The organism is Glaciecola sp. XM2, assembly GCF_018595715.1.
GTDB lineage: Bacteria > Pseudomonadota > Gammaproteobacteria > Enterobacterales > Alteromonadaceae > Glaciecola.
In genome coordinates this window covers 205,307-223,328 of the sequence record NZ_JAHEOJ010000025.1, presented here as the reverse complement: position 1 = coordinate 223,328, position 18,022 = coordinate 205,307, and the positions used below count along the sequence as shown (strand labels likewise).

Here is an 18,022-nt window from a genome sequence, read left to right as displayed (position 1 = left end):
ATGTTGTAACACGAACAACACTTCCTCTGATGCTTTGAATTGCTGTGTATTGTTATAGTTATCGGTCGGTATTATGCAAGCTTTTGTGTAAATGGCAAAACAGCAGCAAAATCACCTTAAAACCACCGAACGCCCACTTGCCGTTTCGAAAGATTTTCTTTTACATGCACCACTACAGAACAGGTGTATGGTCGGTAAATGTTTGTTAACCTAGTGATATTCATGAAAATCACTTGCCTAGTCAATGCAATCATTAACCGATACACCTGTCACTACGCTTAAAGGCGTAGGTGCTAAAATTGCTGAAAAGCTCGAGCGATTGGGGTTGCGCACCCTACAAGACGTAATATTTCATCTACCGTTACGATATGAAGATCGCACGCGCATCTACAGCATTGCACAATTGCACAATCACCTGCATGTAACAGTGCAGGGTGAAGTAGTTAGTGCCGACATTAAGTACGGTCGCAAGCGCATGTTAATTGTTAAAATTCATGATGAGACCGGTACCATACAGCTGCGTTTCTTTCATTTCTCAGCCGCTCAACTTAAAGGCTTTACTACCGGTGCCACTATTCGCGCCTTTGGAGAGGTGAGAGCGGGGCAAACCGGCATGGAGATGGCGCATCCTGAATACAAGGTAATTCAAGATGTAGGGGCTGAAGGTTTAGAAACTACGCTGACTCCTATTTACCCTACAACGGAAGGTGTGCATCAACTTACCTTGCGCAATCTTACTACTCAAGCCTTAGCCCAGTTAGACAAGGGGGCTTTGGTTGATTATTTGCCAAACAACCTCTATCCCGAACAAGTGAGTTTGACCGAAGCATTGCACTTGGTGCATCGACCTCCGGCTGAGGTAGACATGGAGCAGCTAGCTGAAGGTCAGCATCCTGCGCAAAAACGCTTGGTGATTGAGGAATTGCTGGCGCATCATCTAAGCATGTTAAAGGTTCGCGCACAGGCCAAAGCCGACCCAGGCTACGCGGTGCATCCAGACGCATCCCTTAAACAGCGATTTTTAAGCACATTGCCGTTTTCGCCCACCGGCGCACAAAATCGCGTGGTCAATGAGATTGAAGGCAACTTAGCATCGGGTATGCCCATGATGCGTCTAGTTCAGGGCGACGTAGGCTCAGGGAAAACGCTCGTAGCGGCGCTCGGTGCGTTATCGGTAATAGGCTCTGGTTATCAAGTCGCCTTAATGGCACCTACAGAGCTACTTGCAGAACAACATGCCAAAAACTTTGCAGATTGGTTAACGCCGCTGAATATCAAAGTGGGGTGGCTAGCAGGCAAGCTCAAAGGCAAAGTCAGGAATGAAACCTTTGCGCAATTGGCCAGCGGTGAGATTCAAATGCTCGTGGGCACCCACGCAATTTTTCAAGACGCCGTAGAATATCGCAATTTGGCGCTAGTGATTGTAGATGAGCAGCATCGCTTTGGCGTACATCAACGCTTAGCGCTTCGTAAAAAGGGCGAACAACAGGGTAAATATCCGCATCAGCTAATAATGACTGCAACCCCCATTCCGCGCACCCTTGCAATGACCGCCTATGCGGATTTAGACACCAGCATTATCGATGAATTACCACCGGGACGAACGCCCGTTAAAACCGTTGTGTTACCCGACACACGTCGTAGTGAAGTCATTGACCGCGTGCGCCAGTCTGCTCTAGTTGATAAGCGGCAAATATATTGGGTTTGTACATTAATTGAAGAGTCTGACGTATTGCAATGCCAAGCCGCAGAGGATACCGCGGTAGGGCTTCGAACCGCGCTGCCGGAGCTGAAAGTAGGCTTGGTGCATGGGCGCTTAAAGCCTGTCGAAAAACAATCAATAATGGATGAGTTTAAAGCCAATAAGCTGGATGTATTAGTTGCGACAACGGTGATTGAAGTAGGCGTAGACGTGCCTAATGCGAGTTTAATGATTATTGAAAACCCAGAGCGCTTAGGCCTTGCTCAACTGCATCAATTGAGAGGGCGAGTAGGGCGTGGGTCGGTGGTCAGTCATTGTGTATTGATGTATCAAAATCCGCTGTCTAAAACGGCGAGTCAGCGCTTAAGCGTGCTTCGAGAATCCAACGACGGCTTTTTAATTGCTGAAAAAGACCTTGAAATACGGGGTCCAGGAGAGCTATTAGGGACTAAGCAAACTGGGGTGGCAGATTTAAAAATTGCAAATTTAGTGCGCGATGCGTATTTAGTAGAAGAGATAAAGACCATGGCAGAACATGTTTGGCAATCTCACAATACAAATGCCCTGCACTTGATTAACCGATGGTTGCCCTATCGGGATGATTATAGTAACGCCTAAGGGTAAAAAAGAGCGGCTAGCGATGAAAATACAAGCCGCTCATCACCACACACATTAGAACTTGGTACTTAGCCAAATCCAGAGTTTATCAGCATCTACTCGCGCGTCCTCGCCAGAATAATCTGCATATTTAACACCCAAGGTATATTTTTCGGCGATGGGCCTGACGTATTGAAGATTGATTTCGTTACCGAGATCATCAACAGTCGCGCTTGATTCATCGGCCTCAAAGTTGTGGTAGACAACCAACCATTTAGCTTTGCCAACGCTGCCTGATAGGCGAAAAGTCGTATCGACCAAGCCTTGGGCTGGCGTGCCTAAAAACTGATCGCTCCAACCATTAAAGGCATGCAATGTTGAAAGTGGCGTTGCGAAACCATAGTTACCTTCATCGGAGCCCAAAACTTCATAACCAATTTGGGCGGTGACGCCCGAAACAGTAGTGCCAATCTGCGCGAACAAGTAGTCAGCGTCAAAGTCTGCGCTGCCTGCTTGTGCAGATTGAGTGGCATATTCAAATGCATAAATTAGCGGTGTACCACTTACACTCTTTTTGCCTTTAAAGCTAAAGCCATAGGTATCTAGTGCATTGTTGGATTCATTATCCACCTCAAGCAAATAGCTATAGGCGACCAGTGTGCCGTACTCTGTGTTAAGCGAAGCGTTTAGAAGATGGTCTTTAGAATCTAGATCAGCAGCTTCACCGAAAATACGGTTACGCTGATTAATGTAGCTGTAATGCACCTTCCAATCTTCAGATGGCGCATACATTATGGTAGCTGCATCAAAGGTTTGGCGGTCTTGTCGCCATCCAACATGCCCGATAAAGCGATGATTGTCTAATGCGATGACCTGTCTACCGACTTTTGCGGTGAACCCGTCTTTTTTGTATTGAATAAAACCTTGGTCGAGTTCGGTAAACTCTGGATCGGCTACTACCGAATAGATGCCTAGATTATATCCTGTGGGGCCTACGGTGTAATCACCCTGGCCAAGTGCAATACGATTATCTTCTAGCTCTACGGTAAAAGAAAAACCATCTAATGAGCCAGAGGTATATCCTAAACGTGTGCGAAAGGTAAGTGCGTCAGCATCTTGAAGAGGATTATCTTGAGAAACGCCCTCGTACCGTAGTCTAAGATCGGCAAAAGCTTTGCCAGAACTTATAGCCTCATAAACCGTGTCGCTCTTTGCATTAGCAAAAGGTGTAACGGTAAATGCCAATGCGACTGCAACTGTTAATGATGCTAGCTTAGATGTTTTACCAGCGTAATTGTGTTGAGTTGAGTGATTCATATTCAATTTCCTAATGCGGTTTATTTAGCAAGCTTTTCGTACATGCCAACCGCTTTATTCATCTCTTTGAGAAGCGGTATGTTAATTTGCGCCACCGAGGCAATCTGATCTGCATCAATTGAGCTATCGGCTGCTGACGATGCTTCAAATATAGGTTTTGCTTGTGCCCATAAATCGCTGACGGTGTTTAGCTGTGCCAGAATATCAGCGTCGGTAGTGGGAGGGAGACCTAACGTATCGTCGCCTAGCTTCAAGCCAGTAAGTGTTCTTTCAAACAACGAAAACGTTTCAAGAAGGTTTAAGCGGTTGTTTGCGACGTCATGACCGTTTGCGACGAGTAAAAACTCTTTACTCATTTTTTGGGTCAACATGCGCTGTTTGCCTGATAAGTTTATGGTTGCTGCCAAGCCAGGTGCGGCTTGCAAGCCACCTCTTTCGGCCTCTTTTTCGTATGCACCGACCACTTTATTCATTTGTGCTAGCAGAGGACCATTTTGTTCAGCCATAAGTGAAATTTGCTCGGGCATAACAGTTCCATTGGCAATGATAGCCTGCACAGTTGGATAAAAGGTTGCCCATAAATCATCCACGCGATCCAACTGACGTGATATGCGGCTTGATTCAGTGGCAGGCAGATTTAAATCAGCATCACCGTTACGAAGGCCTTTTAATGTTTTGTCAAAAAGCGTTGATGTGGCCTCTAAGTTTTTAAGGTTTTGTGCCTTGTCGACATCTAGAGCGATGAGCATAATTTCTTTGCTCATCTTCTGCGTAAGCATGCGTTGTTTGCCTGACAGGTTGATGACAGTGCCTAGCTCTTCAGCAGTTTGCGCAAACACTGTGCTATTAGGCACAAAAATAAGGGTTAAAAATAAGCAGCAGATGGTAAACGTTCTGGTTATAGACTTTGTAACGGTGAGTTTCATGATAGCGTCTCTTAATTGTATTAAATGATAAATTGATCTAAATGTGAGGCAATATTTTTGCTCACGCTTCTCAAAGAGGAGCTTTGCGTTACAACTTGTTCAGCCATCTCTTTCACTTTTTCGGTTTCTTGTTCAATTTTCTGCATTTTGTTTTGTACAATACTTGAGACAGCACTTTGCTGGTTGCTTGCAGATGCCACCATTTCAATTCTGCTTTGAATGTCATCAATTTTTTGCATAATCGCGTTGAATACATCTTTCACTTTTTGTGCCTCTACAGTGGTGTCGCTAACGCCGTGCTCACTGCTTTTCATGAGCGATACGGCATTTTGAGATGACTCATGAAGCCTCGCGATGATCTCGGTGATCTCCGTGGTGCTTGATTGCGTGCGCAGCGCTAATTGACGTACTTCATCAGCCACTACTGCAAATCCACGACCTTGCTCACCAGCTCGAGCTGCCTCGATAGCGGCGTTTAACGCCAAAAGATTGGTTTGTTCGGTGATGTCTTTAATAACACCTAAAATGCTATCAATTTCAACAGCATGTTGTTCGACGCGCATAACTACATCCGTCGCACGATTAAACTCAGCGGCGAGTTCATTTACTTTTTCAATATTGCTTTGAACGATAGTGATACCTGCTTGAGCAGCTTCGCCAGACTCTTTTGACGATGCAAGCGTTTCGCTAGACGCTTTTGCCACTGACTGCACGGTAGAGAGCATTTGCCCTGTGGCAGCCACCACTTCTTGAATGTCGTTTTGTTCACTCAATATGGCATTTGTGGTTGCAATGCTATTTTGTTCCATATCACTGGCCGTTTTGGTTAGCGACTGTGATTCATTAGCAATGTCTTCAATAAGTGCTTTTGTGGTAGCGACCATCTTGTTCATGGCATAGGCAACCGTGCCAAATTCGTCTTTTTTGTTAACCTTGAAGCGCGTAGTAAAATCGCCACTTGATACTTTCTCAATGTCGCTGACTATGCTTTGGAGGGGGCGCGTAACTAATAGGATGATATAAACGATGGCACCTATTATTACTGCAGTAATGACCATGATTGCCGCAGAAAGAATAAAGCTATTTCGAGTTTGCTTTGCTGCGGCTAAGCCGATTGTCTCAATGGCTCGCGCATTGTTCTGAACATTATCTGCGTTTACCGCAACCAGCTCATCAAATGCTGAAGTAAAACGAGCATTAAGTGCCAAAAACAGCCGTGATTTTTCAATGACAGTGTTGGCAACATCGCTATTCGCGCTGCCGGTGGTTTGTATATTGGCTGTAAGGTCGCGCTGCATTTGTGATTGAATATCTTCCAATTCAAAAATAGCGTCTTCAATAATGAACGTACCTTCGCCGTTGGGCTCTAGCTCTTCTAAAGACTCTTCTAACAATGCTTTTAATTCATCCATTCGTACAACAAATGAAGCGGATTTACGTTCTAGAATGGCTAAGCGTTGTTTATTTTGTTCTAACGGCGCGGTTGCATCAGATAGCCTGTTTGCTAACGTATCGAGCTCTTGTTGACTTTGCCTGAGTGAAGCCTCAGTGTTGCCTGAAGAGGCTACCGCTCTATTGGATAGATTTGTCGCTTCGGAAAGATTATTAGATACCGCTGCGTTTAATGCGAAGAACACAATGCTCAGGGCAGCGAGTGACCCGCTCACTAGCACAGCAATGCTAATAAGTTTTTGCTTGACCTTCATGATGTGATCCTAAGCTAAAAAACAATCGAGACACAAATGTCTCCTCTGTCACAAGATTATCGACTCTTCAGACTATACCTTTAGGATGTTTTCGACGCGGCGTCATCTTTGCAGCCCAATGATGACGTGATGATTGGGCGAAAGGCGTCCAATTTCCATACTTAAGCCCCAGGGAATTAAAGAGATATTTGCGCTTTAAAAGCGATGTTTTTTTAATCTAAAGGCGGTTGTATTTTGTGCGATATTTGTTGCTGTGACTCACACACGGAAGAGTGCGTGATAGTCAATTTTGGACATTTTCATACATGCTCATCGCAATAAGACAAGAATTCTGATAAACATTGTTTGCAAGAATATGTTACACCTAAACAACACAACAAAATAAGGAAAAAATATGATTAGTTATGCAACCATCGGCGTGAGTGATTTGGAAAAATCAGAGAAATTTTATACCGAGCTACTTGCACCCCTTGGCGCAAAAACCCTGGTGAAAATGGACCGTATTATTTTTATTGGTAAAGACATGAAATCGCCCATGCTGTCTATTTGTATTCCGTATAATGAAGCGCCCTCAAATTGCGGTAATGGCAACATGCTTGCGATTGCTCCGGGTTCAAAAGAGAAGGTTGCCCAAATGCATGCTAAGGCACTAGAACTTGGCGCAACATGCGATGGAGAACCCGGTCAGCGCATACCTGATGTGTTTTATGGCGCTTACTTTCGAGATTTTGACGGCAACAAAATCGCGTTCAACCATTTTGGTTGAGACATTTACTGCGTCGTGCATGAAAAACATGATAAGTGTAAAGGTATTTAGCAGTCAGGACTACGACAAGACCTTTTTGTTAGATGCCTGCCCCGACGACATTTGCTTTGATTTTTTGGATGCAAAGCTTAGTGAGCAAACCGCAATATTGGCAAAAGATGCTGATGCGGTTTGCGTGTTTGTCAATGATCGTGTTGATAAGGCGGTGATTGACAAGCTTCTTGGTATGGGGGTGAAGCACGTTGCACTGCGATGCGCAGGCTATAACAACGTAGACATTGACTATGCAAAGCAACAAGGACTGATGGTATCTCGTGTGCCAGCCTATTCGCCTCAGGCGGTGGCAGAGCATACCATTGCCTTAATACTGTCTTTAAATCGAAAGCTGCACAAGGCTTACAATCGCGTCAAAGAGGGAAATTTCGATTTAAATGGCCTGCTTGGTTTCAATCTTGAGAAAAAAACAGTCGGCATTATTGGTACCGGTAAAATTGGGCAAGCAGTATGTCGCATCTTAGGTGGTTTTGGTTGCAAGGTGCTGTGCTATGACCCTTTTCCGGCTCACGACTTACAGCAAGCAAACTTGCAGTATGTAAGTCTAGATGAACTAATTACAGAAGCAGACGTGATTTCGCTGCATTGTCCACTCAACGACGAGACCTTTCATATGATTGATGCGCCTCGCATTGAAGCAATGCGCGATGGGGTTATGCTCATAAATACATCACGTGGAAAACTCATCGATACAAAAGCGGTAATTAATGGTATCAAGTCTCAAAAAATTGGCTATTTGGGTTTAGATGTTTACGAAATGGAAGAAGACCTATTTTTTAAAAACCGTTCCACTGAGATCATCGCCGATGACGTGTTTCAGCGTTTGTTGACCTTCCCCAATGTAATGATTACAGGCCACCAAGGCTTTTTTACCGATCAAGCTTTATCGCAAATTGCTCAGACAACCATAAGCAATGTGCATTTGGCTGCCGCTTCAGATGTTGAACATGATACCTTTTTATGAGCGCTGATCCATTGTTAGTCAATACGGTGATCTTGATTGAAGATGCCGGCAGTTTGTTAGCTCACGAGCGGGCGCAGCGTTTAAGTAAAAAGTTAACATTGCCCGTTTATGAGATTAACCCACAAAAAAAACAGCATACGTTTAGCGGTTCGCAGTGGCAGTTGGTCTATACCGAACATGGCCTGAGTTTACGCTTAAGCAGCGAGCCCTCGTGGACTGATATCCGTGTTGATTTTGTGTCTTCTGCTTTGCAATATCGCAAGCTCCATGGAGGGGGTCGTAATGAAGCGATAGCCAAAGCAATCGGCATAAAAGGCAAATCTACGCTGAACGTACTCGATTGTACTGCCGGTATGGGGACTGATAGCTTTGTGATGGCGAGTGTGGGCGCAAATGTGACCATGTTAGAGCGCCATCCGGTGATTGCAGCATTGCTTGAAGATGCTCTGCTGCGTTTAGAAGACGCCCAAGAGCCGCTGTTGCAAAGTTTGTCGTTAGTGAGTCAAGATGCAATTGGTTATCTTGAATCATTCGACAGTGCATCGAGCAAGCCTGCAGAGGTTGTATATCTTGACCCGATGTTTCCCCACAAGAAAAAATCAGCGCTAGTGAAAAAAGAGATGCAGGCATTTCAACGTTTACTTGGGCCCGATCAAGACAGCGAAGCACTGCTATCAAATGCGCTTAACTATGCGACTTCCAGAGTAGTGGTAAAACGCCCAGTGTCGGCGCCTGAACTGGCAAATTCACAAGACCGCAAACCCACAATGGCGATTCGATCGAAAAAGCATAGGTTCGACGTATACATCATTCAATAAGTAGTATTGTTGGATAGTGGGGCATGCGAATCCGCTATTGCAGTGCAAAACGCTAGATAATCACAATAACCTTAACGTTTACAAAAGGAATGATCATGATTGAAGTAGGCCAAAACCTCCCAGAAGCAACATTTAGCCTAATGACCGACGGCGAAATGAAAAACCCTACCACCACCAGTTTGTTTGCAGGTAAAAAAGTGGCGCTGTTTGCGGTACCTGGCGCTTTTACGCCAACGTGCTCTCAAGCCCATTTACCAGGCTATGTTGCTCTCGCAGATAAGCTCAAAGCAAAAGGCATTGACGATATTATTTGTTTATCTGTCAACGATGCGTTTGTAATGGATTCTTGGGGCAAAGCGTCAAACGCAGAGCATATTGTTATGCTAGCAGACGGTGACGGTACATTTACTAAAGCCTGTGGTCTAGACATGAACACCGAAGGTTTTGGCGGCCTGCGCTCTATGCGTTATTCGATGATTGTGGATGATGGCGTAGTGCGCGTATTTAATTTAGAAGAAGGGGGCGGCTTTAAAGTTAGCGACGCTGAGACTTTGCTTGGCGCGCTATAAACACATCTATTTGCTAGGACCTTCATGTGTTGATGCTTAGTTTATGCGGCGGTGCTTGTTATCGGATTGCAGAGGGTGTACATGCCTGAAGGTCCAGAAATAAGGCGCGCCGCAGATACCATCGCCAAAGTCATTGAGGGCAAGGTCATTGAGGAGGTTCAGGTGGGTTTAGCTCGCCTAGAATCTCCCGCCAAGCAATTGAAAGGGCAGCGCGTAAGGCAGGTTGAAACGCGGGGTAAGGCAATGCTCATTCATTTTGACAATGGCCTGTCGGTGTATTCTCATAATCAGCTCTATGGCGTTTGGAAAACAGCCAAACGCGGATCCCTACCCAATACCAAGCGTTCATTGCGCTTGGCACTGCATGCTGAAGATAAAAGCGCGTTGTTATATAGCGCCTCTGACATTGGTATTTATCGCTATGAGGAATTGCCTAGCCATCCTTTTTTGTCAAAGATAGGCCCTGATATTCTTGATGCATCGCTTACATGGCAAAAGGTATCGGCGCGCTTGCTCGATAAGCGGTTCTGCAATCGCCGCATATCCACACTCTATCTTGACCAGCACTTCATTGCCGGGATTGGCAACTATCTTCGCACTGAAATACTATATGCCGCCAATATTCACCCTGACCTTAAACCCAAGCAATTATCTTCTGAGCAAATAAAAGCGCTTGCTAAACAAACGCTTGAGATAAGTCACAGAGCATATCAAACTAAAGGTCACACGGTGCCAGGTCGTTTGGCAAAAACCTTAGCCAAAACGAAAGGCAGTTATGAAAGCGTTCGGTTTATGGCGTTTAATCGCGAGGGCTTACCGTGCAGGAAATGCGTCACACCAATCGTTAAGGCGCAGCGTAATGGCCGTCGCATTTACTGGTGTGAAGGGTGTTTGGGCGATACGAAGAGCTGATCTCGCTTATCGGCAGAGTCGCTAAACCGTACGCTAGCTTAATTAGCTCAGACTTTTTACAGCTCAAAATACTCAGTAAAACACTTATACAACTGCGTACCACTGAGCACCGACGCTGATGGAAAGTGCAATATCGGGATAAGATCGCATGGCGCCACCACATTTTGCACGGCTTTATGGTTATCTAAATCGTCGATATTAAGAATGCGTGCCATAGTATCCCCTGCTTTCACATGCTGACCGGGAGCAACACAATACTCTACCATGCCGCCAAAGTCGGTAAACATGGTGCGATAATCTTTTAACATGACGCCAATACGGCGCATGCTCGCCGGTTTATAATCACCACTTTGCAGCATGCCTTTTTGACTCAAATACCCCAAAATGCTGACGGCATCTTTTTCACCTTCGTCAAATTGTATGACTTCTTGGCTACCCATTTCTAAGGTAAAAGCCTGCACACCAAAATCAAACTCTCGAGAAAAACGCGCCTGTAGGGTCTCTTGCAATGTCCACCAAGGGCAAAACGTTGCCTCGTCTAGCGCGCCGGCAAACTTATTGGGGATAAAAATGCAGTGGGGAATAGAAAATTCATAGGCTGCCGATTTGGCATACTCCGGGATATAAATGTGGCGGGTAGAAACCGGGCCGTTGTGTAAATCCAGCACAATATCAGCGGTAGTGGCTATTTGCTGTAACCGTAAATTCAACTGCTGTGCTAATCCCAGGCCCCAAGGTTGCGATAGCTTGTTGTCAATCGCCTTCGCTATGCTTTGACGAAACGCCTGCTTAATCTGCTCTTGAGTATCATTCTCTTGCACAGAATCGGCAAAAGAGAACACTTGTTCTTCATCATAATGATAACCTCGATTCCAGTTTGTGCCATTGACCGGATCAAAGCGTCCTAAGGTATATTCACCTGCTTTTATGTTCGTCCCTACAGGGTTACAGTTAGGCACAAGAATGATTTCGCCATTAATTTTTTGTGAGCTAAGCGCTTGTAATAAATGATAAATAACAACATTCCCTTGAACTTCGGCACCGTGAATGGAGCTTTGGATATACACTCTAGGCCCCGGAGCATTATCACTAATGCGATAAATCGGCACATTTAAACTGCGCCCAGACGCGTTTTGCGCGACTGAAATATGGGATTTGCTTAGGCGATTTTTTGGAATATCAGTCATGAATCTGTCACTATATGGGCTATCTCGCTACTCTACTTTATAAAGCAATTGATGCAAGTATCTAAATTCTCTGCGCTTGAACTTAAAGTGCCACCTGTTGTGGTGCTTATCATCACCGTTGCAGGCATGTACCTGACAAACTACGTGATATCATTCGAACCGCTGTTTACACCATGGCACATCGTTATTTCGCGAATCTTAATGATGCTTGCTGTATGTGTTGGGGTAGCGGCGGTGGTGTCGTTCAGTTTAGCAAAAACCAGTTTAGACCCTGTCAATATTGATAAAGCAAAACACCTTGTGACCAGCGGTATTTTTCGAGTCAGCCGTAACCCAATGTACTTGGCAATGCTATTGTTAACCATCGCATTTGCGATACGGCTGCAAAACCCTATCGCTGCATGTTGGGTGCTAGGCTTTCAATTATACATGACACGCTTTCAAATTGGAGCTGAGGAGCGAATGCTAGGCAAGGTGTTTGGCCAGGCCTACAGCGATTACACTTCACGTGTTAGGCGTTGGATATGAACAAAAAAGGTAAAATGGATTGAATCAGGTTATTCAAAGAGATGTACTGATCATTGGCGCGGGGGCGGCGGGTTTGTTTTGTGCGGCAGAGGCGGCCAAACGAGGACGTAAAGTCGAGGTCATTGACCATGCTAAGCGCTTAGGCGGTAAAATCCTGATGTCGGGCGGTGGCCGCTGCAATTTTACCAATATGTACGCGTCTCCCGAGAATTTCTTATCGCAAAACCCGCATTTTTGTAAGTCTGCTCTAAGTCGCTATACCCAGTGGGACTTTATCGCCTTGGTCGAGCAATACAAAATTGCCTATCATGAAAAAACGCTGGGCCAACTTTTTTGTGACAACACCGCCAAAGACATTGTGGATATGCTCATGCAAGAGTGCACAAAAGCCGGTGCGATTGTAACTAACCGATGCGAAGTGGGAGAAGTTGCCTATCAAGACGGCGTGTACAGCGTGCATACTGCAAAGGGTGAGTATCAAGCACCGGCCTTGGTGATTGCCACAGGTGGTTTGAGTATGCCTAAGCTCGGCGCGACTCCCTTTGGTTATCGAGTGGCTGAACAATTTGGCTTACCGATTATACCTACCCGCGCCGCGTTGGTGCCCTTTACCCTGCACGATCACGATAAAGAGGTGTTAGGGGAGCTAAGCGGAATTTCAGTAGATGCCTCCGCAAGCTGCAACAATACGCAGTTTAATGAGAACATTTTGTTTACCCACAGAGGCTTGAGTGGACCGGCGGTATTGCAAATCTCAAGCTTTTGGGAGCCTGGACAAGCAGTAGATTTTGACTTGTACCCAAATGGCGATTTACTCAATATGCTTAATGATGAGCAAAACAATTCGCCCGACGCATTATTATCAACTGCGCTTTGCAAAATCTATCCCAAGCGACTTGTTCAAACCGCTATCGATTACCTTAACATCACCAACAAACCCCTCAAACAATACCAAGGCAAGCAGCTAGAGCAGGCGGTATCGAGCTTTTCACAATGGCAGATAAAGCCTAATGGCACAGAAGGCTACCGCACCGCCGAAGTGACCCTTGGCGGTGTAGATACCGATTATTTGTCGTCTAAGACCATGGAAGTAAAAAATCAAAAGGGCCTTTATTTTATTGGCGAAGTAGTCGATGTAACCGGCTGGCTCGGGGGATATAACTTCCAATGGGCCTGGTCGAGTGCTTGGGTCGCGGGGCAGGTGGTTTAGTTGTGTAGTTTTGACGAACGTAAAGAGTGAATTTTGGAATTAAACAGGGAAAAATGGAATTAAACAGAGAATTATTACCCTCGTGAGCACAACGTGTTAGTTTGAAATGTCATGCGAAGATAGGCTATTGGTACAGGAATTGGGTGATCAGGATGCCATTGTTCCCACCATGTAATAGTGTGTTTCTTTCACTCTTGCAGTAAAGGTAGTCTATGCCCCAAAGTTGAAGTCACGTTGAATAGTAAAATCGTTTGCGTATTGCTCTTCAGGTGGCGCACGTAATATTGGCCAAATCAATCGCAGCAAAGCCGAGTTAAGCTTTTACATCATAAAACTTAATTTATCGCCAGTTGTAGCTTTAGAACAAAGGTTAAGTTCGGTCTTTACTGTGACGTCTTTTGGGTTTAGGAATAATTTAGATTAATAAGTGATCGATTGCACATGTCAATACTTGCTAAGTTGTAGACTGTTTAGAAAAACGCATCACTCACCTTGTAAATTTTGCTGAGCGCCCACACCTTAATTTTATATAAAGTACAAGACTGTTGACGTGAATTATTTCTTTCTTTTTTCCTTATTGCTGATATCGGGTGCTGGTGCTTATCCAGATGATGGCGCAAGTGAAATGCAGGCGCCTAACATTCAGCTATCCATTGCTATGGATGCGGGCGGTTTGGATGCGGAAGTTGATGATGACAAAGTCCTTCCAATATCCTACTCTGCAACATTGCAATCGAGTAACTTTACTGAAATTAGCACAAAGTCCTTTGCAGTTATTGCAAACTCAATACTTTCCTTCAGAAGCAGAGCGCCACCGTTTTCTTAGTAAATTAATACACTTTTTATTTTAATTATCTAAGGAAAACAAAATGACTAAATTAGATCTTAAGAACATTGGTAATATCAATCACTTAGCCGTACCTATTGATCAGACTGAATTATCGTTAACGTCACCCGCGATTTCGTTTTTCACCGACTTCACACAAACACAACCCTTGATTATAGAGTCTAGTGTGTCTGCAGTGGATACGGTTAAACTTATGAAGAAAACGCATGTAAGACTAAAACTCGTGGTAAATGAGCAGGGCGATTTAGTGGGCATTGTGAGTGCCGATGATTTGATCGAGCGCAAAATTGTGCAAAAACTACAGAAGGGCGATACTAGAGACGAACTCTCAGTAACTGAATTTATGACGCCAAGAAGCGGCTTACAAGTGCTAGATTATGAAGCGGTAAAGCTCAGTAGTATTAAAAAAGTCATCGAAACATTAAAAAACTCGGGACGCCACCACTGTTTAGTCGTCGATACGAATGAAAATCTTATTCGAGGCCTGTTTTCGGTAAGTGATATTTCACGCAAGCTAAAATTAAATATCGACATACAAAATCAACCTAGTTTTTCTACACTGGCTGATCATTTCGATTAGGATATAAAGCATGTGGCACTGGCTTAGTTACAGCCAGTGCCTTCGTCTGTCGGCTATAAACGTTTCAGTCTCAAGCCAATTTTGAGTCCAAACTGGTTGCTATTTATGCTCATAAAAATAAACCGGGAGCTCTGACGGTGGATATTCACATGTCGGCTTTTTCGCGTCCTGTGGCAACAAGATCCAATGCCGTCTGTGTGCAAACCCTAAGTCTATAACACTGGCCATATCAAAGCATGACGGGTCGATGAGTTCATCCTCAATAAGCAAATAGCGTCTTTCGTTTGACTGCCACTGATATGCTGCCTTAAGTTGCTCCTCTAATGGCGTATGGTACCCAAAGTGATAGACAGGATAAGGTGAAAACAAAATAAACTGCTCAGAAAATCGAAGCAACGCAATTTCTGCGTCGTCAGAAACATACTGTTGAGCGTTCTCATATATAGAAATAGGTGTACTCACCTCGTTTCTTAATACATACCCGTAAGTGCTATATGTCATCCACAGAGCGGTAAAAAATACTGGCCATGCAAACCAAGTATTTTTCACCAGTGCATATATCAAACCGAGCGTACTAATGAGGCCTACACATAAGAAAAAATACCAAGGGCTGATCTCAATTTTGTCAGCGAGTTTGCTGACAGCATTAACATCCATTAAACCCAATACCGCAAAAGCGATTAGGCCGAAACTCAACAATGATACTAAGCCAAACAGCAATCTGCGCAGGCCTGCTTTTTTAAGCAATAACTCAAAGTAAGGCGCAACGGCTAAGACCAACATAGGCAATGCAGGAAAAATATATACGCCTCGCTTACCCGGGCTGATGCTAAAGAACACAATCACTAGTACAACCCACGTAAGCGGTAAAATAATTCGTGGGTCTAGCGCTTTAAAAGAGGCTATCCAAGGCTTTACTAACCAAGGGATCATCAGACTAAGAGGTAACCAGAATACAGGAATGACCGAGGTAACATAGTACCAAGCAGGTTTTACGTGATGCCATGAATCGGCATATCGCGTCACGGTTTGTTTGAGAAGAATGTTATCGCGATAAAGCTCAAATGCAGCGCTGTCTGACTGCGCTACAATTACCATCATGGGAACCACCCAAAGCGCAATCGTTCCCAACATAATGAAGGGCCCCGCAAACCAAGTCCACATTGGATAAGCGACAACGTTGTTTGCGGTTTTAGCCTTGTAACGGTAAAACAACAATGGAATGAGCATCAACATGGGCAAAAATCCTACCCCTTTTGTGATCACGCCCACGCCCATGAAAACCCATGCTAAGGCATACCATCGATACTTTCCGTCTACTAGAGAATAACGCAATATTCCATAGCACCCGAGCGTTATCCATGCAGTCACAGTAGCGTCAATTTGTGCAGTTTTGGCCTGTAATACAAACTGAAAACTGAACAGTAGAAGCCAGCCAGCCATCAAAGCTACTTTTTTTGACCATAAACGCTTCGCGATATCATAGGTTAAAAATAGAGTCAAAAGACCACAAAGCGCCGAGGGCATTAAAAATGCTATTCTGACGGAGCCCGTAAGCCAATAAAAAATGGCAATTGCCCACATAAAAACAGGCGGTTTATCAGGGTAAAGCTCTTGGGCTCGAGCCGGAAAAAACCATTGCCCAGTTTCAACCATTTCTTTGGCGACCAGCGCAAAGCGTGGTTCGTCAGCAGGCCAAGGGTCACGCAAGCCTATGCCGGTAAAGATTAAAATAAAGGCAGCGATAAACAGAGGCCAGAATGAAGTGGCTAATGTTTCAACAAAGCGATTAGTATTCGTGTAAACCGAGGTATTTGTAGAGTGTGAATTCATCATCGATTCTTATGATTAATAGTCTCGCCCTCATTAAGCGCTGGGCCAAGTACTTCTAAGCCTTGTTGACGATTCTTTTTGTATAAAGATACGCTCAGAAAACTCGAGATTAACAATAACGCGATACTGACGGCTATTTTCCATTCAGACCCAATAAATAAGCCTTTACCTAAGAGTGCAAAAATCACCATTTGCGGCACATATCCAAGTGCTGATCCCGCAAAAAACGCACTGGGTTTTACCGCTGTACTACCTGCTAGTAAGTTGGTCATTATATTACTGCCTACCGGTAGCAGGCGAATAATCATCGTTTTTCGAAAAGGATTCCGATACAAAAAATTATCTATTCGCACCACTTGACGACTAAACTTTCTGCGTATGATGGGACGTATTAGTAATCGAGAGGCAAAAAACGCAAGCATGCAACCCATAACTGTAGCGATGGTAGACAACAAAGCGCCGGCGACAAAGCCAAAGGCATACCCCCCTAAAAACGCCATCAACTGACGAGGCGCGCCACAGGCGGTTAGCATCCCCGCGACTAAGATAAAATAGACACCTCCAAGCAAGCCGTTATCACGAATATCTCGATCTATCCACGCCTGATTAAATAAACTAAACATATCCAAGTAAGACATCATGAAGGCAACGAGCATGCATACAGCCACGGTCCCTAAACCATGTTTATACCATACGAAGTCGCTGTTATTATTCATGAAGGCTAGATTCCCTAACGTAAGGTTTTTTCGCTCGGTGTTGCAGCCACATCACCCCTAGCATATCAACAAGACCGGCAAAAAGTCGTCCCCACATGCCATATTTTGATATACCATGTTCGCGGTCTCTATGACTTACTTCTACCACTTCAATGCTGCCGCCTAGGCGTTTAATTAAGGCAGGCAAGTAGCGATGCATATGGTCAAAGTATGGCAACTGCATAAACGTGGCCCGAGGAAATACTTTCAGTCCACACCCAGTATCGGGTGTCGCGTCTTTTAATAACTTAGAACGCACTTTGTTTGCTACCTTTGATTGAAAGCGTTTCCAAGCGGTGTCTTTTCGTGATTTTCGATATCCAGCAATACAATAGTCTTTGTCAGCATCAAAATTAGCAGCAGCGTTTAAGAGCTTAGGAATATCTTTGGGATTGTTTTGACCATCGGCGTCTAAGGTTACAATTACCTTGCCTTTTGCATGGGACACACCGGTGTGTATTGCAGTGCTCTGCCCCACTGATTCTGAATGTTGCAACAAGCGGACTTTAGTTGGATACTCGCGGCTTAGTTGAATGACCTTTTGTGCAGTATGGTCTGAGCTGCCATCATCTATATAAATAATTTCAAAGTCGCACACTTGATCAAGGGATACCATAACTTCCTTAACCAAAGGCTTAATATTGTCCGCCTCATTTTTAGCGGGTATTACAACGCTTATAGATTTTATTTTTGGCATGTTGCTGATGGTTTTAACAACGCTTTTGAAAAAGTACCGCTTAGTCTAAGCGGT

The 18,022-nt window shown here is 44.5% G+C and carries 17 protein-coding genes; 10 read left to right on the top strand and 7 right to left on the bottom strand.

All coding sequences use genetic code 11. The features are described from left to right. Positions 1–244: 244 nt before the first annotated feature. Complete coding sequence (recG, locus tag KJ365_RS13020) at positions 245–2,320, top strand: ATP-dependent DNA helicase RecG (protein WP_214452099.1); 2,076 nt, start codon at positions 245–247, stop codon at positions 2,318–2,320. 54 nt (positions 2,321–2,374) lie between these two features. On the opposite strand, the gene KJ365_RS13015 is transcribed toward recG, so the two are convergent. The 3 genes from KJ365_RS13015 to KJ365_RS13005 are packed head-to-tail and all read right to left on the bottom strand — an operon-like array spanning position 2,375 to position 6,248. After that, positions 2,375–3,616, bottom strand: a complete 1,242-nt coding sequence (locus tag KJ365_RS13015; protein WP_214452098.1) for an alginate export family protein — start codon at positions 3,614–3,616, stop codon at positions 2,375–2,377. Positions 3,617–3,636: 20 nt separating this feature from the next. After that, the gene (locus tag KJ365_RS13010; RefSeq protein WP_214452097.1) at positions 3,637–4,542 is read right to left on the bottom strand and encodes a type IV pili methyl-accepting chemotaxis transducer N-terminal domain-containing protein; all 906 of its coding nucleotides are present in this window, start codon (positions 4,540–4,542) and stop codon (positions 3,637–3,639) included. A gap of 20 nt (positions 4,543–4,562) precedes the next feature. Beyond that, the gene (locus KJ365_RS13005) at positions 4,563–6,248 is read right to left on the bottom strand and encodes a methyl-accepting chemotaxis protein (protein ID WP_214452096.1); all 1,686 of its coding nucleotides are present in this window, start codon (positions 6,246–6,248) and stop codon (positions 4,563–4,565) included. 394 nt (positions 6,249–6,642) lie between these two features. Here KJ365_RS13005 and KJ365_RS13000 point away from each other — a divergent pair, with 394 nt between their 5' ends. The 5 genes from KJ365_RS13000 (at position 6,643) to nei (ending at position 10,331) form a co-directional block, all read left to right on the top strand. Further along, a complete protein-coding gene (locus KJ365_RS13000; RefSeq protein ID WP_214452095.1) occupies positions 6,643–7,014 on the top strand; it encodes a VOC family protein in 372 nt (123 codons plus the stop codon). A 31-nt stretch (positions 7,015–7,045) separates the two neighbouring features. Then, entirely contained in the window at positions 7,046–8,032 is a 987-nt protein-coding gene (locus tag KJ365_RS12995; RefSeq protein ID WP_214452216.1) for a 2-hydroxyacid dehydrogenase, read from the top strand. Next, positions 8,029–8,850, top strand: coding sequence for a class I SAM-dependent methyltransferase (locus KJ365_RS12990; protein WP_214452094.1), 822 nt, complete (start codon positions 8,029–8,031; stop codon positions 8,848–8,850). Before KJ365_RS12995 ends, KJ365_RS12990 begins: the two co-directional genes overlap by 4 nt. Positions 8,851–8,945: 95 nt before the next feature. Beyond that, positions 8,946–9,419: a peroxiredoxin gene (locus KJ365_RS12985; protein ID WP_214452093.1), complete on the top strand. Its 474-nt coding sequence runs from the start codon at positions 8,946–8,948 to the stop codon at positions 9,417–9,419. 81 nt (positions 9,420–9,500) lie between these two features. Continuing rightward, on the top strand, positions 9,501–10,331 hold the full coding sequence (gene nei, locus KJ365_RS12980) for an endonuclease VIII (RefSeq protein WP_214452092.1): 831 nt from the start codon (positions 9,501–9,503) through the stop codon (positions 10,329–10,331). Positions 10,332–10,387: 56 nt separating this feature from the next. Here the strand turns inward: nei and KJ365_RS12975 are convergent, their stop codons facing one another. Continuing rightward, on the bottom strand, positions 10,388–11,518 hold the full coding sequence (locus KJ365_RS12975) for a M14 family metallopeptidase (protein ID WP_214452091.1): 1,131 nt from the start codon (positions 11,516–11,518) through the stop codon (positions 10,388–10,390). Positions 11,519–11,569: 51 nt separating this feature from the next. Here KJ365_RS12975 and KJ365_RS12970 point away from each other — a divergent pair, with 51 nt between their 5' ends. The 4 genes from KJ365_RS12970 (at position 11,570) to KJ365_RS12955 (ending at position 14,683) form a co-directional block, all read left to right on the top strand. Beyond that, positions 11,570–12,046, top strand: coding sequence for a methyltransferase family protein (locus KJ365_RS12970; RefSeq protein ID WP_214452090.1), 477 nt, complete (start codon positions 11,570–11,572; stop codon positions 12,044–12,046). Positions 12,047–12,065: 19 nt separating this feature from the next. Next, on the top strand, positions 12,066–13,256 hold the full coding sequence (locus KJ365_RS12965) for a BaiN/RdsA family NAD(P)/FAD-dependent oxidoreductase (protein ID WP_214452089.1): 1,191 nt from the start codon (positions 12,066–12,068) through the stop codon (positions 13,254–13,256). Between the two features lie 550 nt (positions 13,257–13,806). Further along, a complete protein-coding gene (locus tag KJ365_RS12960) occupies positions 13,807–14,082 on the top strand; it encodes a hypothetical protein (RefSeq protein ID WP_214452088.1) in 276 nt (91 codons plus the stop codon). Between the two features lie 43 nt (positions 14,083–14,125). Beyond that, positions 14,126–14,683, top strand: a complete 558-nt coding sequence (locus KJ365_RS12955; protein WP_214452087.1) for a CBS domain-containing protein — start codon at positions 14,126–14,128, stop codon at positions 14,681–14,683. A gap of 99 nt (positions 14,684–14,782) precedes the next feature. Here the strand turns inward: KJ365_RS12955 and KJ365_RS12950 are convergent, their stop codons facing one another. From KJ365_RS12950 to KJ365_RS12940, 3 genes are read right to left on the bottom strand one after another with little or no spacing between them, the layout of a single operon-like run. Further along, on the bottom strand, positions 14,783–16,516 hold the full coding sequence (locus tag KJ365_RS12950) for an ArnT family glycosyltransferase (RefSeq protein ID WP_214452086.1): 1,734 nt from the start codon (positions 16,514–16,516) through the stop codon (positions 14,783–14,785). After that, positions 16,516–17,232 carry a TVP38/TMEM64 family protein gene (locus KJ365_RS12945; protein WP_250884214.1) on the bottom strand — a complete coding sequence of 239 codons (717 nt, stop codon included), beginning with the start codon at positions 17,230–17,232 and terminating at the stop codon, positions 16,516–16,518. Before KJ365_RS12945 ends, KJ365_RS12950 begins: the two co-directional genes overlap by 1 nt. Then, positions 17,225–17,968: a glycosyltransferase family 2 protein gene (locus KJ365_RS12940; protein WP_214452085.1), complete on the bottom strand. Its 744-nt coding sequence runs from the start codon at positions 17,966–17,968 to the stop codon at positions 17,225–17,227. The genes KJ365_RS12945 and KJ365_RS12940 overlap by 8 nt, the downstream gene beginning before the upstream one ends. Positions 17,969–18,022 lie beyond the last annotated feature (54 nt).